Below are 24647 nucleotides of genomic sequence, written 5' to 3' on the forward strand. Positions count from 1 at the left end.
ATATGGCTAATAAATTATTGGAAGTGGATAACTTAGAATCTTGGTATGAAACTGATAAGAATATTTTGAATGGCTGTAGTTTTGATATAGAAGAAAATGAAATAGTTGCCCTTGTTGGTAGCAATGGATCAGGAAAAACCACCTTGATAAAAACTATTACTGACATTCATCCCAAATTTGATGCTAGTAGGATAAATTTTAATGGGAAAAACATTGATTTTTCTAATGAGGATTTTAAACTCAATCGTATTGCTGTATTTTCTGAAGACAATAGTTTTAAATACTGGACCTTTCCAGAATACAATGAATTTTTGCATAAGGTTTATAATAGGGAAATTGATCAAGAATATCAAAATTATATGATAGAAAACTTTAATTTTACCCAGTACATAAACAAACCTGTTAAAGAACTTTCTATGGGTAATAAAAAGAAATTTTTTATAATTGCAGCTATCGGCTTAAAACTGCCTTTAGTAATTCTTGATGAGCCAGTCGATGGATTAGATTTTGAAGGATCAGTTTTCCTATATAAAATCATCCGTGAATATAAAAAATACGGGTCGATTTTTATGGCAACCCATATTTTAGAATCAATTACTGAATCCTGCGATACATATATTTTGCTAGACCATGGCAAGTTGTCAGAAAAAAATAAGGTCGACAGCAGCCTAACATCTGAAATAATTTTACAAAGTTTTAAGGGGTAGGCCATGACAAAAGTTTTTTTAAAGGATATGCTAGATAGAAGAACAATCTTAAAATATTTTGTAGGCCTTGTATTAATATATACGGGTATGGATTTTTTAATCAAAAAAGACCCTAATCTACTAAGTATCAATTTTGATTTAAAACTTGTACTTTTTGTATCATTTGCCCTATTTACAACTATATTTTATTTTGCAAAAACTTATACATCAACTGAAAACACACTTATGTATTACCAGTTGCCAGTAAGGCGCAAAGATGTAAATTTATCATTTATCCTAAGTTTGCTTATCGATTCCATAATAAGAAAATTTTTGCCTCTTGCAGTCATAGCTTATGTTTTAAAGGCACCAGCTGAATTTTATCCCTTAATTTTTCTTATAATTCCAATAATATGCCTGTTGGGCTCTTTACCTACTAGCACTAATGTTGGGAAAGATAAAAAAATAATGGTATTCTTGCTTTTAATTCTTTCAGTTGCTGTAATAATGTTTTTATTTTACAAGACTGATTTAAATATAGGAATAAAGACCTTGTTTTCAATCCTAACTATTTTTATATTAATAATAATTTTAAGCAACTTTTACCTAAATCAAGCTATATTTTCCCAAGAAGAAATGGGAAAAATTAGCAAATACACAGTGTCTAATTACTTTTTAAAATTTATCCTAGCAGAAAATGTATATTTGATTAACACTGTGGGTATTATTTTAATGATAATATTTGTTTCTTTAATGATGCCGGGTGCAATTAAAATCCCACTTGCCCTAGCAATCGCAACGGTAAATACCCCATTGCTCACAATTTTCTCTACGGATATTGGCATTGCTACATATAAAAAAATGCTGCCAAAGTCAAACAAATCCTTGGATAAGGATTATATAAAAGTCTTACTTATATACTTTGCTTTTGTACATTTAATAATTTTATTAGCAAATCAAGGTCAGATGTCAGCAAAACTTGTTATAAGCCTGATAGCTTTTACAATTATTGATACACTTGTAGCATATGTCATGGAAAATAAATATCCTATTGTAGGCAAGAAAACCACAATGGCGGTTTGGAAGTCTCCAAGAAAGTACATATTGGGTGCAGTTGTTTTTATCTTGGCTTTTGTAGTCTTTGTAATGATTTAAGGAGTAAATAATGAATAGAAAAGTTTTAAGAATCATCATTGCAGTAATATGGTTTGCTGTTGCAATTTTATCCTACACTAGAAATGAAATACCTTTTACAATTATAGGTGCTATATTAGGTATAATATTTTTAGTATTCGCCTTTAAAAATGATGATACAAATAACCCTCATAAGAGTTATTAAATTATGAAAAATCTCCATTTTTTTGGAGATTTTTTTATTTTGGGTATAAATAATCTAAGAATTATATAAGAAAGGAATTATTATGGAAACAGGAAAAATTGCAAAAATAATAGGTATTATTGCCATGCTCTTCTCAGTATATATGTTTTTTGATAGCAGAGGAGGCAAGGGCTTTTTCGTACTACTAATCGGACTTGCTGTTTATGCATTCGGTAAAAAATCAGAAAATGACAGAAATTATGTGCCTAGATAAGAACCATTAAAAAACCTCCCAGCTGGGAGGTTTTGTTGTACATATTTAATTATGGAGAATAATTATGAAAAAAACAAAATTAGAAAGTATAATTGGCGTAGTTTTAGTAATCTTATCAGTATTTATGTTTTTTAATAAGAGGGGCGGATTAGGATTTTTTGTATTTTTTATAGGACTTGGACTTTATATTTATAGTAGACGTGGAACTGATTTTAGATCAATGTAATAAAAAAGGACCATTAATGGTCCTTAATTTTTTGATTATTTGTGAAGTATGTCGCCACTTTCAGCATCTAGCTCAACATCATCGCCATCTTCTATATCTATTTCATAAACAATTCTGTCATCGTCATGGTCGATTTCATATGATTTTACATATCCAGTATTATTTTCTAAAGCCTTTGCCATTGCTTCTTTTGGACTTATGATTTTTGTAAAATCAATTGCTATATCATCATCCATGTCATCGTCATTTTCTTCTTCTTTAGCTAAGACTTCTCCGCTTTCAGCATCGATACTTGCTTCATATTCTTTGTTTTCTTTGAATCCTTCTATGTCGTAAGTGTATTTTCCGTCATCTTCGTCAAGCTCAACAGAAGAAATTTCTATGCTATCATCATCAAAAGCTTCTTTGAATTTTGCTACTGCATCATCAAGGCTAATAGCAAATTCTTTTTCTTCGATACCTGATTTTAGGTCGTCGATTTTTTCTTCTACATTGTCTTTAGCCTTATCAACTTCTTCTGTAACTGCTGCTTCTGTATTATTTGCAGCACTTTTCGCATCTTCTTTAGCTTGCTGAGCATTTTCTCCGCCACATGCTGTAAGAATAGCTGCTAGGGCAAGAGCAGATGCTCCATATTTTAAATTTTTAAATTTCATAAAACCCTCCTTAATGAAATTTGTGTTATTAATATACTACCTTAAATTTATTAAACAAGTTTAGATATATATTAATTATAATCCTAGCTATTGATCAAGTTTATTTAAATCATATTCACTAATCATATTTTTTATATCGTCAAGTTCAGTATTTTCATCTATACTAACACTAATTTGTACGCTAGATTCTACAAGGGGTGATCCCGCTAGAACTACCTTTTCTTTTAAATCATCATCTAGCATTTCGTAAGCTGTTTCACAATTCATCATAGATGATCCTAAATCAAAAAATACTACTAAACCATCTTCAGCAAGCCTTGTCATTTTTTCGTTTATTTCTTCAAAATTTGAACCTAGCTCACCATCTTCTGTACCACCAGAGTATTCTATATTTACACCACCAGCCATTTGTCCTACTAATTCAGTGAGACCCTCAGCTAATTTGTGGCTGTGGCTTGCTATTAAAATATTAATCATTTATTTCTCCTAATCCTGTTTTTATCATTATATATGAACTTGCTGCACCTGGATCTATGTGACCAATTGATCTTTCACCCACATAGGATGCTCGTCCCTTATTTGCTTTTATATCTTTTGTTTTATTCATAGCTTCTTCGGCAACTTTTATAACTTCATCATAAGTTTTGCCTTCATTTAATGCATCTGCAACTGGCTCTAAGACATCAACCATAGTTTTATCGCCAACTTCAGCTTTTCCTCTTTGTTTGACACCTTCAAGACCGCTAGCAAAAGCTTTATTTAATGTATCACGATCTAAATCACTTATATCTTTTAAGCTTGCGGCAAATTTCATAAAAAATGAGCCATAAAGTGGACCGCTTGCTCCACCTACTTTTGATAACAATGTAGTAGCTACTTTGTTAAATAATGTTTTATAATCTCCAAAGTCATCCTCTATAGATTCTTTAGTAAATTTAAAGCCCTTAGCCATATTTGAACCGTGGTCAGCATCACCTATTGATCTATCAAGCTCTGTTAGATAATCTTTATTTTCTATAATTTCGTCTGCAATTTTATTTATTATTTCTTGTACTTGTTTAATTTCCATTTTTTCACTACTTTCTAACTATATCTACTTCTTGGTCAAGTAATTTTAATCTCTCATCATCTACTTTGTAAAGAGTGATTGAAAAACCTGCCATATCCATGCTTGTCATAAAGTTTCCAATATATGTTCGGGCAACTTTTATATTTTTTTCTACTAGGTAGTCAGCAAGGGAATTATTGATCACATATAGTTCCATTTCTGGAGTGGCACCCATGCCATTTACCATTACTGCATATTCACTATCGTTATCTTTTATTTCTTCTAGTAATCTATCAACCATTTCTTTTACAATTTCATCGGCTGATTTCATTTCTTCTTTTTTGATGCCTTCTTCTCCATGTATACCGATACCCATTTCTAATTCGTCATCAGAAAGCTCAAAACTTTCTTTGCCATCAGATGGGTTTGTGCATGGTTTGGTTGCCATGCCGATTGTTTTTATATCTCCTATAATTTTTTGGGCTGCTTTTTTTATTTCTTTTAGACTTGCCCCGTTTTCAGCCATTGCACCTAAAGTTTTGTGAACAAAGATAGTTCCTGCAACACCACGTCGATCTTCTTTTTTATCTACAACTATATCATCATTTACAATTATATAGTCAACGTCAATATCTTCCATTTCAGCCATCTCTTTTGCCATTTCAAAGTTCATTACATCACCTTGGTAGTTTTTAATGATCATAAAAACTCCTTTGCCAGCATCAGCTTTTTTTATAGCTTCGAAAACTTGGTCTGGGGTAGGAGATGTGAAAATTTCGCCAGCAACAGCACAATCTAGCATGCCACGACCTACATAACCTGCGTGTGCTGGTTCATGACCTGATCCTCCGCCAGAAATAATACCAACTTTGCCATCAACTGGTGCATCTATTCTTGCAATTACATTTGTATCAGGAATCCTCTCTATTTTATTTGGATTAGCTTTAACCAAACCGTCTAGCATTTGGTCAACTAATTTTTCTGGACTATTAATGATTTTTTTCATATTTACCTCCAAGTATAAATTCATACTAATAATTTTATACCCACAAAGCCCTGTAAAGTAAGATTGAATTTTCCGGCTAAAATAGTATACTTTATGAGAAATTAATAAAAAATTAAAGGTCAGAGTTAGTCAAAAAACTGGCCTATCATATATAGTTTTAAAGGCAAATCTAAATTTTAGCCTTTTTATTTAAGAAAGGATAAATCTTTGCAAAAATTTAAAATAAATTCTGATTATAAGCCAAGGGGTGACCAGCCAGAGGCTATCAAAACCCTTTCAAATGGTATAAATCAGGGCAAAAAACATCAAATCCTCCGTGGTGTAACAGGATCTGGTAAGACATTCACCATGGCAAATATTATAGAAGAAGTGCAAAGGCCAACCTTGGTTTTAGCCCACAATAAGACCTTGGCCTACCAACTTTTTACAGAATTTAAAGAGTTTTTTCCAGACAATGCTGTGGAGTATTTCGTTTCTTACTACGATTACTACCAACCAGAAGCCTATGTTGCAGCAACTGATACTTATATTGCAAAAGATTCTTCAATTAATGATGAGATTGATAAGATGCGCCACTCAGCAACTATGGCGCTTTTTGAACGCCGTGATGTAATAATTGTTGCATCGGTTTCTTGTATTTATGGTCTGGGTGACCCGATAGATTATAAGGAACTTGTTGTTTCTCTAAGACCTGGCCAAGAAATTGCCCCAGAAGAAGTAATGAGAAAACTAATCGATGTTCAGTATGTAAGAAATGATATTGACTTTGATAGGGGTACTTTTAGAAAACGTGGAGACATCCTTGATGTATTCCCAGCAGGTTTTGACCAAAAGGCAATACGCTTTGAGTTTTTTGGCGATGAAATCGAAGAAATCTCCGAATTTGACTCATTGACAGGCAAAGTAACTGCAAAATTATCCCACGCCTACATTTACCCTGCCAGCCACTATGCTACTACTAGTGAAAAAACAGAACGTGCCATAGTGACTATCGAGCAGGAATTAGAAGAACAGTTAAAATATTTTAACGAAAATAATAAATTATTAGAAGCCCAAAGGCTAGAACAAAGAACTAAATATGATATAGAAATGCTAAAAGAAATTGGTTTTTGTTCAGGAATAGAAAACTACTCTAGACACCTTAGCCAAAGACCAGCGGGCAGTAGACCATACACATTAATCGATTATTTCCCAAAAGATTTTGTAATAATGGTCGATGAATCCCACGTGTCAATCCCTCAAGTTGGGGGTATGTATGAAGGGGACAGGGCTCGTAAGCAAAACCTAGTTGATTATGGTTTTAGGTTGCCATCAGCCCTTGATAATAGACCATTAAAATTTAATGAGTTTGAGTCCTTAGTAAATCAAGCCATTTACGTTTCAGCAACTCCAGGCCCATATGAGATGGATAAGACTGGTGGAGAATTGGTTGAACAAATTATCCGACCAACAGGACTACTTGACCCAATAGTTGAAGTAAGACCAACTGAAAATCAAATAGATGACTTGATTGAAGAAATCTATAAGACAACAGAAAAAGGCGACAGAGCCTTGGTTACAACCTTAACCAAAAAAATGGCAGAAGACCTAACTACTTACCTAACAGAAAATGGTATTAAGGTAAAATATCTGCACTCAGATATAAAAACCATAGAGCGATCTGAAATTATCCGTGAATTGCGTTTGGGAGAATTTGACGTATTAGTCGGCATCAACCTTTTAAGAGAAGGTCTTGATATACCAGAAGTAAGTCTAATTGCAATCCTTGATGCTGATAAGGAAGGATTTTTACGTTCAGAAACATCCCTTATTCAAACCATCGGCCGTGCAGCTAGAAATAGCGAGGGCCATGTAATCATGTATGGGGATAATATTACAAAATCAATGAAAAAAGCCATGGATGAAACAGCCCGCCGCCGTGACATCCAAATGAAATTTAATGAAGAGAATAACATCACCCCACAAACTATTAGAAAAAATATCGGGGAAATGATTCAAGTTACAAAGGCAGCTGAAGAAGCTGAAATAGAAGAATTTAATAGAGAAGATATAGATACAATAATAATTAATCTTGAAAGTCAGATGTATAAGGCCGCAGAAGAACTTGACTTTGAACGAGCTGCAAACATCCGCGATCAGATTAAACATATGAAAGAAAATTTCGTAGGAGCATAATTTGACTGAACACGACATAGTTATAAAAGGTGCCCGCACCAACAATTTAAAAAATGTCGACATCACCCTGCCACGTGATGAAATGATAGTTTTTACAGGGCTTTCCGGATCTGGAAAGTCCACTTTAGCCTTTGACACTATTTATGCAGAAGGGCAAAGGCGCTATGTAGAAAGTCTATCATCATATGCCAGACAATTTTTGGGCAATGTCGACAAACCAGATGTTGATAGCATAGAGGGACTTTCTCCTTCTATATCAATCGATCAGAAAACTACTAATAGAAACCCAAGGTCTACAGTAGCAACTGTAACAGAAATTTATGATTATTATAGGCTCTTATATGCAAGGATTGGAGATGCTTATTGCCCAGTCTGTGGAAAAAAAATCGAAGCCCAATCCATCGACCAAATGGTTGATAAAATCCTAGAATTACCAGAAAAAACCAGGATTCAAATCCTTGCACCTATGATACGTGGAAAAAAAGGCCAACACAAAAAAGCCCTAGAAAATATCCAAAAACAAGGTTTCGTAAGGGTAGTCATAGATGGAGAGCGTCACGATTTGGAAGAAGATATAGAACTTTCCAAAACTAAAAAGCACGATATTTCAATTATAGTAGATAGGATTGTTATAAAAGAAGGTATAGAATCAAGGTTAACTGATTCCCTAGAAACCGCCCTAGGCCTTGCGGATGGAATAATTTTGATAGATGTAATTGACGGTGAATCTTTTATGCTAAGTAGTAAACTTGCCTGCCCAGATGGCCACGTTTCACTTCCTGAAATTACACCAAATATGTTTTCATTTAACGCACCTCTAGGTATGTGTCCAGATTGTAATGGACTTGGTTTTCACCTACAAATTGACCCAGAACTAGTAATTCCAGACTTAAACCTATCTATCAACCAAGATGCAGTAGATGCTTATAGCGGTTCTGCCAAGGACTCTTACTATTATCAAACAATCCGCGCCATAGCAGACCACTATGATTTTTCCTATGATGAGCCACTTAAAAATGCACCAAAGGGACTGATTGATGATATCCTTTATGGTACAAAATATGACTTATCTTTTGTATTTGACTCTAGATTTTCAGGAAGAAAAAGATATAAGGGAAAATTTGAAGGTGCAGTAACCAACCTTGCTGACAGATACGAAAGAACAAATTCTGAAACCCAAAGAAAAAGGTTTAGAGAATTTATGGGAGAGGAAGAGTGTAAGACCTGCCATGGAGATAGGCTAAAACCAGAAGTTTTATCAATCAAAGTTGATGAAACTAATATAGCTGACCTTACAAAATTATCCGTAGAAAATTCTGTAAAATTTTTTAAAGACTTAGAATTATCAGAAATGAAGGCAAATATTGCAGAGCTAATTATAAGAGAAATAGAATCGCGACTTAAGTTTTTAAATGATGTAGGCCTTGGATATCTAACCCTTAATCGTTCTGCATCAACCCTATCCGGTGGAGAAAGCCAACGTATCCGTTTGGCAACTCAAATTGGGTCAGGCCTTGTTGGAGTTTGCTATGTCCTAGATGAGCCATCAATAGGACTTCACCAAAGGGACAATGATAAATTGATAACTTCCCTAAGAAATCTAACAGATATTGGAAATACATTAATAGTTGTAGAACATGACGAAGATACTATACGTGAGGCCGACTTTATAGTTGATATAGGACCTAAAGCGGGTGTTCATGGTGGTGAGGTTGTAGCAAAGGGATCTGTAAAAGATATTATAAAATCAAAAAAATCAATAACTGGAGACTACCTATCAGGCAGAAAATATATACCAATCCCAGCTAAGCGCAGAACTAGCGAAAAATTTATAGAAATAAAGGGAGCGCAGGAAAATAACCTAAAGGGTGTTGATGTCAAAATCCCAATAGGTGTCCTTACATCTGTGACAGGAGTATCTGGATCTGGTAAGTCCTCCTTGATAAATGAAATATTATACAAATCAGTAACCAAAAAGTTAAACAAGACTAAGGTTCGTCCAGGAAAACACGATGAAATACTAGGTCTTGATCAAATTGATAAGGTAATAGCTATCGACCAATCTCCAATAGGACGTACTCCACGCTCAAACCCTGCAACATATACAAAGGTCTTTGATAATATCCGTGATGTCTTTGCTATGACAAATGAAGCAAAGATGAAAGGCTACACAAAGGGAAGATTTTCCTTTAATGTAAAGGGTGGTCGTTGTGAGGCCTGCAAGGGTGACGGTACAATCAAAGTTGATATGATGTTTTTACCAGATGTATATGTACCATGTGAAGTTTGCCATGGCAAACGCTACAATAGAGAAACACTAGAGGTAAAATACAAGGGTAAGGATATATCAGAAGTTTTAGATATGACAGTTGAAGAAGGTATAGAATTTTTTGCTAACCACGCTCCAATTGTCAGAAAACTTCAAACCCTATATGATGTAGGACTTGGATATATAAAAATTGGCCAACCATCAACAGAATTATCTGGTGGGGAGGCCCAAAGGGTAAAACTTGCCACAGAACTTGCAAAAGTTGGCACAGGTCAAACTCTATATATCCTAGATGAGCCAACAACAGGTCTTCATATGGCAGATGTCCATAAACTAATTGATGTTTTAAATAGGTTAGTCGATCAAAATAATACTGTAGTAGTAATCGAACATAACCTAGATGTGATAAAAGTATCAGATTACTTAGTAGATCTTGGCCCTGAAGGAGGAGATGGCGGTGGTACATTAGTAGGCTGTGGCACTCCAGAAGAAATATCCAAAAACAAAAAGTCCTACACAGGTAAATATTTAAAGAAAATTTTAAGTGAAAATAAAAATTAGGAGCAAAAAATGAGTTTAGAAGATAAAAGAGATAACAAGGTAGATACAAATAAAAACGGCAGACCAGTTAGTTTTTCAACTGGTGATGGCAATGATTTTGTAATTGATCTTCCAGGAAAAATCCCTGGTGATGAAAATATCACAACAAATGATATGAATGATGATGAATTAGAAAATTTAATTACTGATATAGAATCAAACAATGCGGAAATTGAAGACCTGCTGCACGAAATGGGAGTAAAAGATATTGACAAACTCCTAGCTGGCGACTATTCAGATTTAGATTTAGAATAATTAAAGCTGGTACATACTTGTACCAGTTTTTTATTATATTCATTCTAAAGTTAATTATTTTAATTTATAACAAATTATTTTTAAATGTGATATAATCTTTATTGGAGAAAAAAGAAAGGAATGCTTATGATTGAAATTAATAATGTATCAAAATCCTTTGGCAGCCTTAAGGCACTAGATAATGTGTCATTTAAGGTTGAAAAAGGAGATGTATTTGGTGTAATTGGCCAAAATGGTGCTGGAAAATCCACATTATTTAGGTCAATAATGAACTTTTTTGATGACTATACTGGATCTATTACATATGATGGTCAGCCAATAAATAAAGTCCCACTTGAAAAAATTGGATTTTTGCCTGAAGAAAGGTCTCTTTCACCAAAAAAGACTATCGAAGAAGAAATAAGATACTTTGCAAAACTCAACCAAATGGACAAAATTCCAGATGAAGAGCTAAAAAGATGGTTTGATAGGTTTGAAATTAAGGGAAAATTAACTGATAAAATCAAATCCCTATCAAAGGGTAACCAGCAAAAAGTCCAACTACTAGCAGCAGTTATCTATAAACCAGAATTTGTTATCCTAGATGAGCCACTTTCTGGCCTAGATCCTTATAATATTAGACTTTTAGAAGATATTATTAAGGAATTAAATCAAATGGGCATGACAATTTTATTTTCATCCCACAATATGGAAAATGTGGAGGCCCTTTGCAATAAGCTGGTTATGATTAAAAATGGACAAATAGTCCTAAATGGTACACCAACAGAGATTAGAAATACCTTCCCAAGGGAGAAAGTTATTGTAGAAACTGATAAAGATTTACTTCCACTAATCGATGGAAAAGTGAAATCTTATACAAAATGTGGAGAGTTATGGAATATTTATTTAAATGATCCAGAAGATAGCAGAGCCATTTATGAAGACATAAATAAAAATATTGGCTTTGTATCACAATTTAGCCAAGCTGCTCCAAACCTAAACGAAATCTTTGCAAAGGTGGTGGAAAGTCATGAGTAGAATAAAAATTGTAATGCAAGAAACCCTAAAAAATCACCTGAAATCTGGTACATTTTGGGCTATGATCTTACTGCCAGTTTTATTTGGAGTTATAAGTGGTCTTGCTGGCTACTTTGCTGCAGCACCTGAAGATAGCCATATGGGTATTGTTGCTAGTGAAGATTTAAAAACTTATTTTGATGATGATAAATATAAATTTGTAAACGAAGATGAGCTTGAAACATTGGTTGAAGAAAAGGAAATTTCTTCATATGCCAAAGTCAGGGAAGAAAATGGCCAGATAATTGCTGACTTTAATGAAGCTGATGCCTCTATGATAGAAATCCTAAAATTTCAAGAAATAATAAATAATATCCAAAATCAATTAAATAGTAAAAATGCTGGCTTAGATCAAAATCAGGCACAAATCCTAGCAAAAACACCTCTAATTAACCAAATAACAGATGAAAAATCTGAAAATAAATTTATAGGCCAAGCCATATACTTTGTATTAATATTCTTAATGTACATGGTCTTAATGAGCTTTGTAAACCTAGTACTCGCTGAGATTGCCACAGAAAAAGGTACTAAGATGATAGAATTTATATTTTCATCTGTAAAACCTGGTGATTATTTTGCAGGCAAGATGCTGGGTAACTTTATTGCAGTATTTGTACAAATTTTCACCTATGTAATATTTGCCATAATAGGATACTTTATTGCAAAATCCAAGGGTCTTTTTGATAACCTAGATTTAAACTTTGCATTGACATCCGAATCATACGCAATGATTGCAGAAATAGTATTACTATTCATATTAGGAATATTTATTTTCCTAGTAATAGCAGGTATGCTAGGTTCCTTTGCTACAAAAGTAGAAGATGCAGGTAAAATGGGAACACCACTTATTTTAGTAACAGTAATACTATTTTTCCTTGCTATCAATCTCCAAAAAAGAGGGGATATTATGCTAACACAAGTCTTAAGCTATATACCACTAGCATCAACATTCTTTATGCCACTTAGACTTTTAAACGGCTATGCCGGCTTAACTGAAGGGTTGATTTCCATAGCTATCCTTATAGTTACTATATTCTTAGTGTATAGATTTGGAGAAAGAGTTTATAAGAGAAATATTTTAAACTATTCTACTGATAACTGGGTAACTAGAAGATTCAAAAAATAAATTTAAATGTAAAAGGGACGAGCGTATGCTCATCCCTTTTTATTATGCCTAGTCAAGTACCATAGCGATTATAACTTGCAAAAAACTAGCAATTACAAATATTATCCAGCTAGCTTGCCAATTTCCAGTCCAAAAGCTGTATATAAAGAAAACACCAATGGCTGTTATCCAAAGCACACCTGATACCTTACCAATCTTTCCTTCTTTTTTCTGGATCTTTGGATCCCTATATTTTAATATATCCCTATATGATGAATATTTTATCATACTATATCCCATAAGGCTTGCGCCTATAGCAGTAAGTATCAAAAATAAGTAGACAGGAATATTGTTTGTTACCCCTGCATTTATCGCTAATACATAAACTGCTGGGGATAGGATAAATATTGTGATTGCTAGGATTATATTTCTTTTAAGAATTGGTTGATATTGATCTAAATTTTTCTTAATAACCCCTTCAACTCCATAAGAAAAATTGTAAGGTTCTTTTTCTATAAACTCAAACTTGCTAGCACCAAAGCCAGAATTTATAAATAGCCCTACTGCTAAAGCAATCAGTGCCAAAAATATAATAACACCTAAACTTTCATTAATATTATCTAGGGTCATATAAGCTATAGGTGAAATTATGACAAGAATGGTTGCAAGGGATATAAGCCTAGCTATTTTTTCATATGCACCGTAATATTGATTGAGTAAATCTAGATCTACGAGCTTAGAAGTATCTTCTACCTTTTCGTCTACTATTATTTGTTCCATACCCAAATCATCATTTAGAAGGAAATCTGTACTCACACCAAAAATTTTAGATAATTTCATTATCTTATCCAAATCTGGCATGGCCATAGTACTTTCCCATTTTGAAACGGATTGTCTACTTACACCAACAAGGTTTGCCAAATCTTCTTGAGTCATTCCTTCTTTTTTTCTCAAACTTATAATCTTATCAGCTAGTATCATAAGATCCTCCTTTATTTTTTCTACCATCATTTTATTAAAAATTGTTTTTACATACCAGCAATTAGCTTTTGAAATTTGTCAACCAGTGGTTGCATTGGCGTAAAATAGCGATTTTTTAAGAAAACTATTATATTAATATATTTATATCCCAAAGGTAATTTTTTTAAAAATATTGTATAATAAAAAAAAGGAGGGTTAAAGATGAGGAAGTTTTTTTATATTTTAATGATGATTTTTATGTCTTCTTGCGGGCAAAAAAATATTGAATCAGCAAAAGAAGCAAAAACTTTAGCCCCCTTAGAGATTAGTAAAAATGATTTTGATAAATTTTTCCTAGATGGTCAGTCTTTTTCTTTGCCAGCAGATTATCAAGACTTTGAGCAAAATGGTATAAAACTTAATGAAGAAGAATTTACCTACCAAAAAATGAGCAAAAGTGGTCAGCAAATGGCAAATTTAAAAAGTAGCACCATTGATCTTGGAGCAACATTTAAAAATACAAGTACAAATCCAATTGATATAAAAAATGGGAAGATAATCGAGCTTTATATAAATAATAACAATGGCAAAAACAAAGATTTTTCCATAGGCGGTTTAAAATGGGGAGATTCCTACCAAAAGGCCAGTAAATCCCTAAAGGATATCCGCACAGCTGAGGCCACTATGAATGATGAAAAAACTATAAATTGTTATACAGAAAAAAATTATGTTTCTCTTTATTTCAAGGATGATAAACTAAGTTCAGCTGCAATATTTTCTAAAAAATTTATGAGAGATGAGGCTTATAAAAATGGGGAATTTGTAATATTTGGCCAAAATGTTAGCTTTCCCTTGACTATAAGGGACTTGGAGCAATTATTAGGGTCTGATATAAATATTGACCAGGATTTGGAAAAACTTGACCCAGTACAAGTAGTCACAACAAAGATTTACTCACCACTTCTTAATGATGTAGAAGATCATACAAAAGTTTACGGACTGGATTTTGAAATAAAAAATACTGGTGAAAATGCAATTTCTCCCAAAGATGGGCAAATAATTAGCATTAAGTCAGACAATAGCTCTGACATATCCGTGGGTAACCTTTATGTGGGTGCAAGCTTAGATGAGCTAAAGAAAATGGATAAGAAAAACCAAAACCCGGGTAGGCTAAAAATTGATGGAAAAATAGAAAATAATCTGGTGAAATTTGTATTTAATGCAGAAAATGAGACAGACTATATATTTCATACAGATGAGGATATTATAAAACTAATTAAGATTATAAACAAAAAGGAGCAATAATGAATTTTACACAGGTAGAATTATCAGAAAAAAAATACTTGAACTTTATATTTTTAAATGCGTCAGTTGGGGGCGAGCCAGTAACAGCAATGTTTGATACCAAAGGCAACAGTCTTTTAAAAAAATCAATTGCAGATAAGATTGACATTACTTATATAGATAGTAAGCCAATTGATGAAAAACGTGGCTGGAGAAGGGCTAGGGTAAATCTTCGCCTTGGAGGCCTTGAAATAGGGTCTGCACCAATCATTGTAGCAAATGATGATTCCTTTGACCTGCCAGAAGACCCAACAGGCAACAAATATCCAGCAGATTTTATCCTAGGTTGGAATATCATTTCTCAACTGTGCTTTAGAGGAGATTTAAAAACCAATGATTTCCAAGTCCAAGTGGATGATTTTAGGGAAAATTCTAGCAAGGAATCTGATAATTTACCGATAATATATGTAGAGTTTGAAGGTGAAAAAATCCTTGCAGGTATAGATACTTCAAAGCCAATCACAACAGTTAGCCAAGATATTTTTGATAAGATATTGAAGGATAAGGATGCAGCAAGCACTATTGAAATGCTAGGCCTTGGCAATGAAAAACTAAGCTATGAAACAAAATTAACCTTTAAAATAGACGATGATAGAATAAGCCTGCCTAGTGCTAGCCTAAACCCAAATCTTAATGAGGGTGATGTAAAGATAGTATTTGGGGCAGACTTATTACAAAATACAACATGGGCCATGTACTGTCCAATGAGATATATGAGGGCAAAGCAGCTTTAGAAATAGGGAGATTCATTCTCTCTATTTTTATTGGACTAAATTTGATATTTTAACATTAATTGAGTCCGCATATTCGAGATATCGTCCCAGTCTTTTCCCCAAATCCCTATTTGCAATTACAAATTTATATAAATATCGGGAAAGATTGCCGTATTTTTCTATATATAAGTAGACCTTATCTAAAGCTTGTATTGTGGAAAAAAATCAATTAGAAGTTATAATATACATATATAAACAAAGGAGTATTTATGAGCAAATCATTAGTTATTCAATCCGATTTTGGTTTAGCTGATGGGGCAGTTTCTGCTATGCACGGGGTTGCTAATATTGTCGATCCAAGCATAAAAGTAGATGATTTAACCCATGACATCAAACCATATAATATCTTTGAAGCATCCTATAGACTTATCCAAACTATTAGATATTGGCCGGAAAATACTGTTTTTGTATCAGTTGTCGATCCTGGTGTTGGCTCTGAAAGAAAAAGTATTGCTGTAAAAACTGCTACTGGTCATTTTGTTATCACACCTGATAACGGTACACTTTCACATATTAAAAAATACATTGGCATTGAGTCTGCAAAAATAATTGACGAAAATAACAACCGCCTGCCTTTTTCTGAAAAAAGTCACACCTTCCACGGACGTGATGTATATTCATACAATGGAGCAAAGATTGCATCAGACAAGGCATATTATGAAACACTCGAAGATTTTAATGTAGATAATATAGAAACTTTAGAAATTAAAGAGGCCTATGTAGAAAATGGCACAATCCATGGAACAGTTGATATTCTAGATATTCGCTTTGGTTCACTGTGGACAAATATCCCCCAAGAAATGCTTGAGGAAAATGGATTTAATACTGGTGATGCGATAAAGATCAAAATCTATCACGATGATACAAAAAAATATGAAAATCAAATCATATACGGACACAGCTTCTCAGATGTAAAACAAGGTGAAGTTGTAGCTTATATAAACTCCCTTATAAACCTTGGAATTGCAATTAATCAAAGCAATTTCTCAGAAACTTATCAAATTGGCACTGGGTCTAGCTGGACCATCGAAGTAGAAAAGATTAATTAGGAGTAATAATGAATAAAAATCAATCAACCACAACAAAAATCGTAGCAGTCGGCATAGGAGCTGCAGTATTTTTTATCCTAGGACGTTTCCTATCTATACCAATTGGGATACCAAACACTTCTCTTGAAACAACATATCCATTTTTAGCATTAATGAGTGCACTTTTTGGCCCAGTAGTAGGTGGACTAATAGGACTTATAGGACACGGAGTAAAGGACTTATTGACTTATGGTCTATGGATTAGCTGGGTTATCTCATCTGGCATCACTGGATTTGGATATGGATTAGCTGCAAAGAAAATAAATATTAGCAATGGAGTTTTTGAAAAATCTGACATTATAAGATTTAATATAGGACAATTATTAACAAACATTCTTGCTTGGGCAGTAGTAGCGCCAGTCCTAGACATCCTTATTTATTCAGAACCAGCAAATAAAGTTTTTGTTCAAGGAATCGTAGCAGCCCTAACAAATTCACTAGCTGTAGCAATCCTAGGCACACTTTTAATCATTGCCTACACAAAAACACAAACAGCAGAAAATTCTTTAAGAAGAGATTAAATTGGAAAATAACACACAAATCAAATTTGAAAACTTTACATTTAAATACAAATCCCAGCAAGAGTCAACCTTAAAAAACATTAATTTTGAAGCTAAAAAGGGCGAAAAAATTGTTATTATTGGTCCAAGTGGATCTGGCAAATCCACCCTAGCCAAGGCAATAAATAGCCAAATACCAAATACTTTTGATGGGGTCACCACTGGCAAAGTGAGCATACTAGATAAAGATATCGAAAATTCTACAATTTTTGATATCTCTCTTTTAGTTGGAACAGTTTTGCAAGATACAGACGGGCAATTTGTGGGGCTGACTGTAGCTGAGGATATTGCCTTTTCTCTAGAAAATGACAATGTTAGCCAAGATTTGATGAAAGAAGCTGTATCAAAATGGGCAGATAGACTTGAGATTTCAAATCTTTTGACCCACAAACCCAATCAAATATCTGGAGGGCAGAAACAACGTGTGTCACTAGCTGGAGTTTTGGTTTCAGATACTCCAATCCTCCTGCTCGATGAGCCATTGGCAAATCTAGATCCAGCAAGTGGTATGGCTACAATGAAGCTAATTGATCAGCTAAACCAAAAGTATAATTATACAATTATCGTCATTGAACATAGGCTTGAAGAAGCCCTAAATTTAAACCCAGATCGTATAATGGTTGTAGATGAGGGGCAAATTTTGATGGATACTAGTCCTTCAGAAATTTTAAAATCTGATATTTTAGAAAAAATCGGTGTTAGAAAACCCCTTTATATCAATGCCTTACAATATGCAGGCCTAGACTTATCCAAAATCACAAATCTAGGATCCTTTGAAAATACAGATCTAAATCAAGATCAACTAGTCTTGGTAAAAAACTGGGCGGATAAGATTGAAATATCAAAGGAACTTAGAGAAAATAATGAGATTCTTAGGGTAGATAAGCTATCCTTTGCCTATGAAAAAAACAATCAAATCCTTGATGATGTTAATTTTACAATTAACAAAGGCGAAGTGGTGAGCATAGTCGGTCCAAATGGAGCAGGCAAATCAAGCCTTGCCAAGCTACTATGTGGATTTTTAAGGCCAACAGCTGGGCAGATTATCTTAAATAATACAGATACTATAAATCTCTCCATAAAAGAAATTGCAGAAAATATAGGTTATGTTTTGCAAAATCCAAACGCCATGATTTCAAAGACAAATGTCAAAGAAGAGGTGGGCTTTGGTCTAAAACTTCGTGGGGCAAGTGATGAGAAAATCGAAGAAGAATGCGAAAAAATACTAAAAATTTGTGGTCTTTATCCCTTTAGAAATTGGCCTATATCAGCCCTTTCCTATGGGCAAAAACGTAGGGTAACCATTGCGTCAATTTTAATATTAAACCCACAAGTAATCATCCTAGATGAGCCGACAGCTGGTCAAGATTATAGGCACTATACAGAAATAATGGAATTTATTCAAAAACTAAACCAGGAATATAAGCTTACAATCTTAATGATTTCCCATGATATGCACCTAATCCAAGAATATACCCAAAGAACATTGGTCTTTGCAGATGGAACACTCTTAGCAGATACCAGTCCCAAAGCCTTATTTTCCAATGTAAATCTCTTAAATCATGCTTCGCTAGCAGAAACTTCACTTTCAAAACTTGCTAGAAGCATTGACTATGACCCAGAAGAATTTATAGAGAAATTTATAAGCTACGAAAGGAGCAGGCTATGAATGATAAAATCCTAGGATACATAGAAAATAACACCATCATTCATAGGCTATCTGGAACTACCAAGCTTATTTGTTTTCTCATGCTTTCAATCATAGTGATGACAAGCTATGATACGAGATTTTTACTTTTTGTAACCATCTTTTCTATATTTTTATTTAAACTAGCAGAAATTCCCTGGGATGCGGTTAGTTTTGTGGTCAAGTTTGTCCTAGTTTTTGCACTACTAAACCTACTTGCAATCTACATTTTTGAACCAGAATACGGGGTAAACTTATATAAGAGCAGGACTGTCATTAGGCAAGGTTGGGGCAGGTATTCCCTAACAAAAGAGCAGCTTTTTTATGAACTAAATGTTGCTATAAAATACTTTTCAACCATACCGCTTGCATTAATATTCATTTTTACAACCAGCCCTAGTGAATTTGCATCAAGCCTAAATAAAGTCGGAGTATCCTACAAGGTAAGCTATTCAGTTGCCCTGGCCCTAAGATATATCCCAGACATCCAAGAATCATACAATGACATAAAATTAGCCAGCCAAGCTAGGGGGATAGAGATGAGTAAAAAAGCAAGCTTGATAGATAGGATAAAATCATCGTCAAATATTGTATGGCCTTTAATTTTTGATAGCCTAAACCGTATAGAAACCATTAGCCAAGCCATGGAACTTAGACGTTTTGGCAAAGAAAACACAAGAACATGGTACTCATATAGGCCCTTTAGAAAAATAGATATATTTGCTATTGTGGTTTGTGCTTTGATTACAATGCTTGGCATATGCTTATTCTTTGTTAATGGCGGTAGATTTTACAATCCCTTTGTCCATTAATGGTGAATTGATAAAACATTTACCAGAAATTAAAGGATTTTGAAACTCTGCAAAATATCTCTGGTCAAGTTTACAAACAAATAATTTTACCTATATGCGGCGGTTTACGTCGCATTTTTTATAAATCATAAATTCCTCTTAAATTTTTGTTAAAAATATGTAAAATTCCTTAATTTAGTCGATTAAAACCCCAAATATTAGGTATAATTGTAATAGAAAGACTTAAGGAGAACTCTTATGAAAAAAATATTCACTATTCTCTTATCACTTATTATTTTTACCTCTTGTGGAGGAACTTCTGAAACTACTAGCAATGCTGATTTTCAAAGCTCCTATACCAGTGGAGAGTCTCTTCGCATAGTAGCAGGTTCAGAAAATAAGGAACTTGAACCTATTATTGAGGAATATGCAAAGGCAAATAAGCAAAATATTGAGATTGACTATCTGGGATCTCTTGATATTATGAGGATGATTGGCACAGAAGATATTACATATGATGCAGTTTGGCCAGCTTCCTCTATTTGGCTAAATTTGGGAGATACTAACCACGTATTAAAATATGCAGAAACCACTTCCCAGTCTCCAATTGTTTTTGGTATCAAAAAATCTTTAGCCCAAGACCTTGGTTTTGTAGATAGGGATGTAGAAACTTCTGAGATTATAGACGCTATAAAGTCAGACAAACTCAAATTTACTATGACTTCAGCCACCCAATCAAACTCTGGGGCTAGTGCCTATCTAGGATTTCTAAATTCTCTAGCAAAAGAAAAAGAGGGCCTAACTAGCGAGGACCTAGCAGATGAAAATCTCAAAGAGCAAATCACCTCACTTTTATCAGGTGTAGAGCGTTCATCAGGATCATCAAACTGGCTTGTGGACTTGTTCTTAAATGGTGATTATGATGCCATGGTCAACTACGAGCAACTAATTATTGCAACCAACCAAAAGCTAGAAGAAGAAGGCAAGGAGCCTTTGTACCTAGTTTATCCAACTGACGGCCTATCTATTTCTGATTCGCCATTAGCCTATGTTGACAAGGGTGATAGCCAAAAAGAAGAGGCCTTTAGAAAATTCCAAGAATATTTACTAAGCGATGAGGCCCAAAGCAAGATTGAACAAACAGGTAAAAGGTCAGCCTTTGGTACAGTGCGTGAGGCAAATAGAGGAGTCTATAAAGCAGATTGGGGCATTGATTTGGATAAGACCCTAAGTCCTGTTAGACTTCCAAAAGCTGATGTCATCATGGAAGCCTTAAATATGTACCAAACAGAGTTTAAAAAACCAGCCTTTACCATCTATGTCCTAGATTATTCTGGTTCTATGCATGATAATAACGGCTATACTCAAATGCTTGAAGCCATGAACCAAGTCTTAGTACCGGAAAATGCAAGTGCCAACCTACTTTTAGGTACCAGCAAGGACTACACAGCCCTTATCCCATTTTCTGATAGGGTGCTTGGGATAATTACAGCAGAAGGTAATGCAGATAATTTAAATAAAATGTATGAAGACCTTGAAAGTAACTACCAGCCACAAACATCAACCTTTATGTATGAGGCTATTATCCAAGCAGTTGATATACTAAAAGACAATAAGGAGCAACTGGCTAATTATAGTCCAGCCATAGTAGTATTAACCGACGGCAGGCCAAATGGTCCAGCTGGCTTTGAAGATCTAAAGGCTAGCTACCAAGACTTAGGCTATGACGTGCCAATATTTTCAATCATGTTTGGGGATGCAAAAGAAAGCGACTTGGAAGAGATTGCTCAAATGTCTAGGGCAAGAGTTTTTGACGGCAGGAGCGATATGATCAAGGCCTTCCAAAATGTAAAAGGATACAATTAATGAATGACAGTAGAAGGGACTTTAGGGCACTTCTTGCAGCACTAATAACTTTTTTTGGCCTCCTAATAGGTGCAAAATGGCACTTTTTGGTAGCAGCAATCTTGGCTGTTGGGGTCTATACAGGTGTATATTTGATAAGCAAACCAAAGCTTATGATAGGCAATACAGAAATCGAAGCCTTGGAAAATGCCGAAGAAATCAAGGCAATTTACCAAAAACTTCAAATAGACCAGAAAAAATTGACAGAGGCTGCAGCAAGCATAAAAGATACCAGCATAAAAGCAAAGACAAATGAACTTGCAAAAATTACCAATGACATAGAATTTTACTTAGAAAACAATCCTAAGGAAATCAGTAAATCAAGGCATTTCCTAGACTATTATATAGGCACAGCTCGTGAAATAGTGGATAATTACAACGACCTAGATAGGGCAAATGTCAGTGCTGATAAGTTTAACGACATAAAGGAAAAAACCAAGGAATCACTTGATTTATTAATAAAAATTTTTGCCAGCCAAAGGGATGCCTACCACAAGGACAAAATCAACAAACTTGAGGTCGAAACAGACCTATTAGAGCAAACTATCAAGCTAGGAGGAGATATTAAATGAAAGAGAAAAAATGGGGACTTATAGTACTTCTTTTAGTAATAGTTGGTGCAGGCGGCTATATGTACTATCAAAATCAGACTCCAAATGATGTATCCATAAGTGGATTTATCGGTGGGGAAAAAATCCCCTTGGTAGAAAATGAAGACTTTAAGCAAAGGGCCAAAAAATCTTACGGTCTAAGCATGGACTACAGAAAAGAAGGATCCCTTGCCATGGCAAGTGTAGATACCAGTGACAGAGACTACTTATGGCCATCCAGCCAGCTAGCCTTAGAGCTATTTAGAAAAAATGGTGGCAAGGACTTGCAAAATGAGATAGTTTTTAACACTCCCATAGTCCTATATTCCAGAAAAATAGTAGTAGATGCCCTCATAGATCAAGGTGTAGTCCGTGAAGAAAATGGAGTACATTTTGTAGATATGACCAAGCTTGCAGGTCTTATGAAAGATGAAAAAACTTGGGCAGATATTGGTCTTTCCCAACTCTATGGGCCAATACTAGTTGATACTACAGACCCAAATGAGTCAAATTCTGGAAACATGTTCCTAGGTCTTTTGGCAAATGCATTAAACGACAATAAACCAGTAACAACCGCAAGCATTGATAATGTAAAAAAGGACATCACCCGCATTTACAATCAAATTGGCTATATGCAAACATCATCTATAGATATGTTTAACCAATTTCTCCGACAAGGAGTGGGATCATTTCCAATCATAGCAGGCTACGAATCCCAATTGCTAGAGTTTTCCAAACAAGAGCCAGATATGTATGAGCAAATCAGAGATGACATCATAATCCTCTACCCAGAGCCAACTGTATGGTCATCCCACGTATATATAGCCCTAACAGATCAGGGAAAAGTAGGACTAAACGCCCTAATGGATAAAGAGATCCAAACACTCGCATGGAAAGACCACGGATTTAGAACCATAGTATCAGGAACAGAAAACCCTGACGAATTCAACGTAAACGGCATGGCAGACCAAGTAACCAAAATAATGCAAATGCCAAATATAGATGTGATGTTAGAACTAATGGAAGCAATAAAATAGGAGAAATTATGCCAGATTATTCACTAGACAACCTTATGGACAACAAGGGACCTGCTACAGACATAAGCCTTGATAAAAACGAAATTGCAGAAGTAACTGAAAAAAGAGTTGAAAAAATCAGCCCAGAAGATAGGACAAAGATTGACCAAATTAAAAATCAAATCGACCTTAGAAACTCACAATTATCATCAGTTTATGGAACAAATGCCCAAAAAGGCATTGCCCAATTCTCTGAGCAAATCTTATCTGAGGTAAGAAGTAAGGATGCGGGAGAAGTGGGAGAGCTGATGACAGACCTACTTGTAAAGGTAAATGATGTCGATATACAAAACTTTGGCGAAAAATCACTTATTGACAAATTATTTGGTGGGCCAAAAAAACAAGTTGAAAAATACTTGGCTAGATACCAAAATATGGAAACACAAATCGATAAGATTTCTGCCCAATTAGAAACAGCCCGCATGGAGCTTTTAAAAGACATTGGAGTTTTTGACAAGCTTTACGAGCAAAATATTGACTATTTTAAAGAGCTTGAAAGATATATCATAGCAGGTGAAGAAGCTGTAGCAGAGATGAGAAGTGAGACCCTGCCAGCCCTATATAAAGATGCTGAAAGTTCAGATGAGCCAATGGCCATGCAAGTAGTACGTGACTTTGAAGAAAATGTAAACCGTTTTGAAAAACGTATATTTGACCTAAAAACATCAAAGGCCGTTGCCCTACAAACTGCCCCACAAATTAAGCTTATCCAAAATAACGACCAATTATTGGTAGACAAAATAACTGATTCAGTCAATAATACTATCCCACTTTGGAAGTCACAGGTTGTAATAGCCCTTGGCCTAAACCGCCAACAAGAGATAGTAAATATGCAAAAACAAGTTTCTGATACTACAAATGAGCTACTACGCAGAAACTCAGAAAACCTTAGAAATTCAACAGTAGAAATCCAAAAAGAAGCCCAAAGATCAACCATAGATGTAGATACCATCAAAGAAGTAAATCAAAATCTTATTGCAACCATCAATGAATCTGTCCAAATCCAACGTGATGCTGCCAACCAAAGAAAGCTAGCTGAAAAAGAACTTATAGATATCCAAAACGAATTAAGAGATGAGCTAGCGAAAACCTTGGCACCAGGCACCAGAGGCGAATAATTTTAGATATATTGAGTTAATCTACTAAAATGTTGAAATTTTAGCCATAATTTAATATAATAGAGTAGATTTGGAGGACTC

Annotated in this window: 25 protein-coding genes; 20 read left to right on the plus strand and 5 right to left on the minus strand. The window is 34.4% G+C overall.

From position 1 onward, the window contains the following. The first annotated feature begins 2 nt into the window (after positions 1–2). The 5 genes from OC526_RS01645 to OC526_RS01665 all read left to right on the plus strand — a co-directional run bounded on the left by OC526_RS01645 (position 3) and on the right by OC526_RS01665 (position 2504). Positions 3–707, plus strand: coding sequence for an ATP-binding cassette domain-containing protein (locus OC526_RS01645; protein ID WP_262121670.1), 705 nt, complete (start codon positions 3–5; stop codon positions 705–707). Positions 708–710: 3 nt separating this feature from the next. Beyond that, positions 711–1841 (plus strand): hypothetical protein, encoded by a 1131-nt coding sequence (locus OC526_RS01650; protein ID WP_262121673.1) that lies wholly within the window; start codon positions 711–713, stop codon positions 1839–1841. A 10-nt stretch (positions 1842–1851) separates the two neighbouring features. Beyond that, positions 1852–2025: a hypothetical protein gene (locus OC526_RS01655; RefSeq protein ID WP_262121676.1), complete on the plus strand. Its 174-nt coding sequence runs from the start codon at positions 1852–1854 to the stop codon at positions 2023–2025. Between the two features lie 82 nt (positions 2026–2107). After that, positions 2108–2278, plus strand: a complete 171-nt coding sequence (locus OC526_RS01660; RefSeq protein WP_262121677.1) for a hypothetical protein — start codon at positions 2108–2110, stop codon at positions 2276–2278. A 64-nt stretch (positions 2279–2342) separates the two neighbouring features. Continuing rightward, the gene (locus tag OC526_RS01665; RefSeq protein WP_262121679.1) at positions 2343–2504 is read left to right on the plus strand and encodes a hypothetical protein; all 162 of its coding nucleotides are present in this window, start codon (positions 2343–2345) and stop codon (positions 2502–2504) included. 35 nt (positions 2505–2539) lie between these two features. Here OC526_RS01665 and OC526_RS01670 read toward each other — a convergent pair whose 3' ends face one another. From OC526_RS01670 to dhaK, 4 genes are all read right to left on the minus strand, one after another. Beyond that, positions 2540–3160, minus strand: a complete 621-nt coding sequence (locus OC526_RS01670) for a PepSY domain-containing protein (RefSeq protein ID WP_262121680.1) — start codon at positions 3158–3160, stop codon at positions 2540–2542. 87 nt (positions 3161–3247) lie between these two features. Further along, positions 3248–3637 (minus strand): dihydroxyacetone kinase phosphoryl donor subunit DhaM, encoded by a 390-nt coding sequence (gene dhaM / locus OC526_RS01675; RefSeq protein ID WP_262121682.1) that lies wholly within the window; start codon positions 3635–3637, stop codon positions 3248–3250. Continuing rightward, complete coding sequence (gene dhaL, locus OC526_RS01680; RefSeq protein WP_262121684.1) at positions 3630–4229, minus strand: dihydroxyacetone kinase subunit DhaL; 600 nt, start codon at positions 4227–4229, stop codon at positions 3630–3632. The genes dhaM and dhaL overlap by 8 nt, the downstream gene beginning before the upstream one ends. Before the next feature lie 7 nt (positions 4230–4236). Further along, positions 4237–5214, minus strand: coding sequence for a dihydroxyacetone kinase subunit DhaK (dhaK, locus tag OC526_RS01685; RefSeq protein ID WP_262121686.1), 978 nt, complete (start codon positions 5212–5214; stop codon positions 4237–4239). Positions 5215–5421: 207 nt separating this feature from the next. On the opposite strand from dhaK, the gene uvrB reads away from it, so the two are divergent. From uvrB to OC526_RS01710, 5 genes are all read left to right on the plus strand, one after another. Then, the gene (uvrB, locus tag OC526_RS01690; RefSeq protein WP_262121687.1) at positions 5422–7389 is read left to right on the plus strand and encodes an excinuclease ABC subunit UvrB; all 1968 of its coding nucleotides are present in this window, start codon (positions 5422–5424) and stop codon (positions 7387–7389) included. Between the two features lies 1 nt (position 7390). Next, a complete protein-coding gene (gene uvrA / locus OC526_RS01695; RefSeq protein ID WP_262121688.1) occupies positions 7391–10219 on the plus strand; it encodes an excinuclease ABC subunit UvrA in 2829 nt (942 codons plus the stop codon). Between the two features lie 9 nt (positions 10220–10228). Then, positions 10229–10513 (plus strand): hypothetical protein, encoded by a 285-nt coding sequence (locus tag OC526_RS01700; RefSeq protein ID WP_262121691.1) that lies wholly within the window; start codon positions 10229–10231, stop codon positions 10511–10513. 126 nt (positions 10514–10639) lie between these two features. Next, positions 10640–11530, plus strand: coding sequence for an ABC transporter ATP-binding protein (locus tag OC526_RS01705; protein ID WP_262121693.1), 891 nt, complete (start codon positions 10640–10642; stop codon positions 11528–11530). Beyond that, a complete protein-coding gene (locus OC526_RS01710; RefSeq protein ID WP_262121696.1) occupies positions 11523–12695 on the plus strand; it encodes an ABC transporter permease in 1173 nt (390 codons plus the stop codon). Before OC526_RS01705 ends, OC526_RS01710 begins: the two co-directional genes overlap by 8 nt. A gap of 48 nt (positions 12696–12743) precedes the next feature. Here the strand turns inward: OC526_RS01710 and OC526_RS01715 are convergent, their stop codons facing one another. Next, positions 12744–13655: a helix-turn-helix domain-containing protein gene (locus tag OC526_RS01715; protein WP_262121698.1), complete on the minus strand. Its 912-nt coding sequence runs from the start codon at positions 13653–13655 to the stop codon at positions 12744–12746. 201 nt (positions 13656–13856) lie between these two features. Between OC526_RS01715 and OC526_RS01720 the strand changes: the two genes are divergently transcribed. From OC526_RS01720 to OC526_RS01765, 10 genes are all read left to right on the plus strand, one after another. Then, entirely contained in the window at positions 13857–14939 is a 1083-nt protein-coding gene (locus OC526_RS01720) for a hypothetical protein (RefSeq protein ID WP_262121699.1), read from the plus strand. Continuing rightward, entirely contained in the window at positions 14939–15712 is a 774-nt protein-coding gene (locus tag OC526_RS01725) for a retroviral-like aspartic protease family protein (RefSeq protein WP_262121701.1), read from the plus strand. Before OC526_RS01720 ends, OC526_RS01725 begins: the two co-directional genes overlap by 1 nt. Before the next feature lie 248 nt (positions 15713–15960). Continuing rightward, the gene (locus OC526_RS01730; protein ID WP_262121704.1) at positions 15961–16800 is read left to right on the plus strand and encodes an S-adenosyl-l-methionine hydroxide adenosyltransferase family protein; all 840 of its coding nucleotides are present in this window, start codon (positions 15961–15963) and stop codon (positions 16798–16800) included. Positions 16801–16808: 8 nt separating this feature from the next. Then, entirely contained in the window at positions 16809–17360 is a 552-nt protein-coding gene (locus OC526_RS01735; RefSeq protein WP_262121706.1) for an ECF-type riboflavin transporter substrate-binding protein, read from the plus strand. Position 17361: 1 nt separating this feature from the next. Further along, positions 17362–19068 carry an ABC transporter ATP-binding protein gene (locus OC526_RS01740; RefSeq protein WP_262121708.1) on the plus strand — a complete coding sequence of 569 codons (1707 nt, stop codon included), beginning with the start codon at positions 17362–17364 and terminating at the stop codon, positions 19066–19068. Continuing rightward, positions 19065–19898, plus strand: a complete 834-nt coding sequence (locus tag OC526_RS01745; RefSeq protein ID WP_262121709.1) for an energy-coupling factor transporter transmembrane component T family protein — start codon at positions 19065–19067, stop codon at positions 19896–19898. The genes OC526_RS01740 and OC526_RS01745 overlap by 4 nt, the downstream gene beginning before the upstream one ends. A gap of 237 nt (positions 19899–20135) precedes the next feature. Next, complete coding sequence (locus tag OC526_RS01750; RefSeq protein ID WP_262121710.1) at positions 20136–21743, plus strand: substrate-binding and vWA domain-containing protein; 1608 nt, start codon at positions 20136–20138, stop codon at positions 21741–21743. Then, positions 21743–22354: a 5-bromo-4-chloroindolyl phosphate hydrolysis family protein gene (locus tag OC526_RS01755; protein WP_262121711.1), complete on the plus strand. Its 612-nt coding sequence runs from the start codon at positions 21743–21745 to the stop codon at positions 22352–22354. The genes OC526_RS01750 and OC526_RS01755 overlap by 1 nt, the downstream gene beginning before the upstream one ends. Then, positions 22351–23409, plus strand: a complete 1059-nt coding sequence (locus OC526_RS01760) for a hypothetical protein (protein WP_262121712.1) — start codon at positions 22351–22353, stop codon at positions 23407–23409. Before OC526_RS01755 ends, OC526_RS01760 begins: the two co-directional genes overlap by 4 nt. Positions 23410–23417: 8 nt before the next feature. Beyond that, positions 23418–24566: a toxic anion resistance protein gene (locus OC526_RS01765; RefSeq protein ID WP_262121714.1), complete on the plus strand. Its 1149-nt coding sequence runs from the start codon at positions 23418–23420 to the stop codon at positions 24564–24566. The last annotated feature ends 81 nt before the right edge of the window (positions 24567–24647 follow it).

It is taken from the genome of Anaerococcus sp. Marseille-Q5996, assembly GCF_946893725.1.
GTDB classification, from domain to species: domain Bacteria; phylum Bacillota; class Clostridia; order Tissierellales; family Peptoniphilaceae; genus Anaerococcus; species Anaerococcus martiniensis.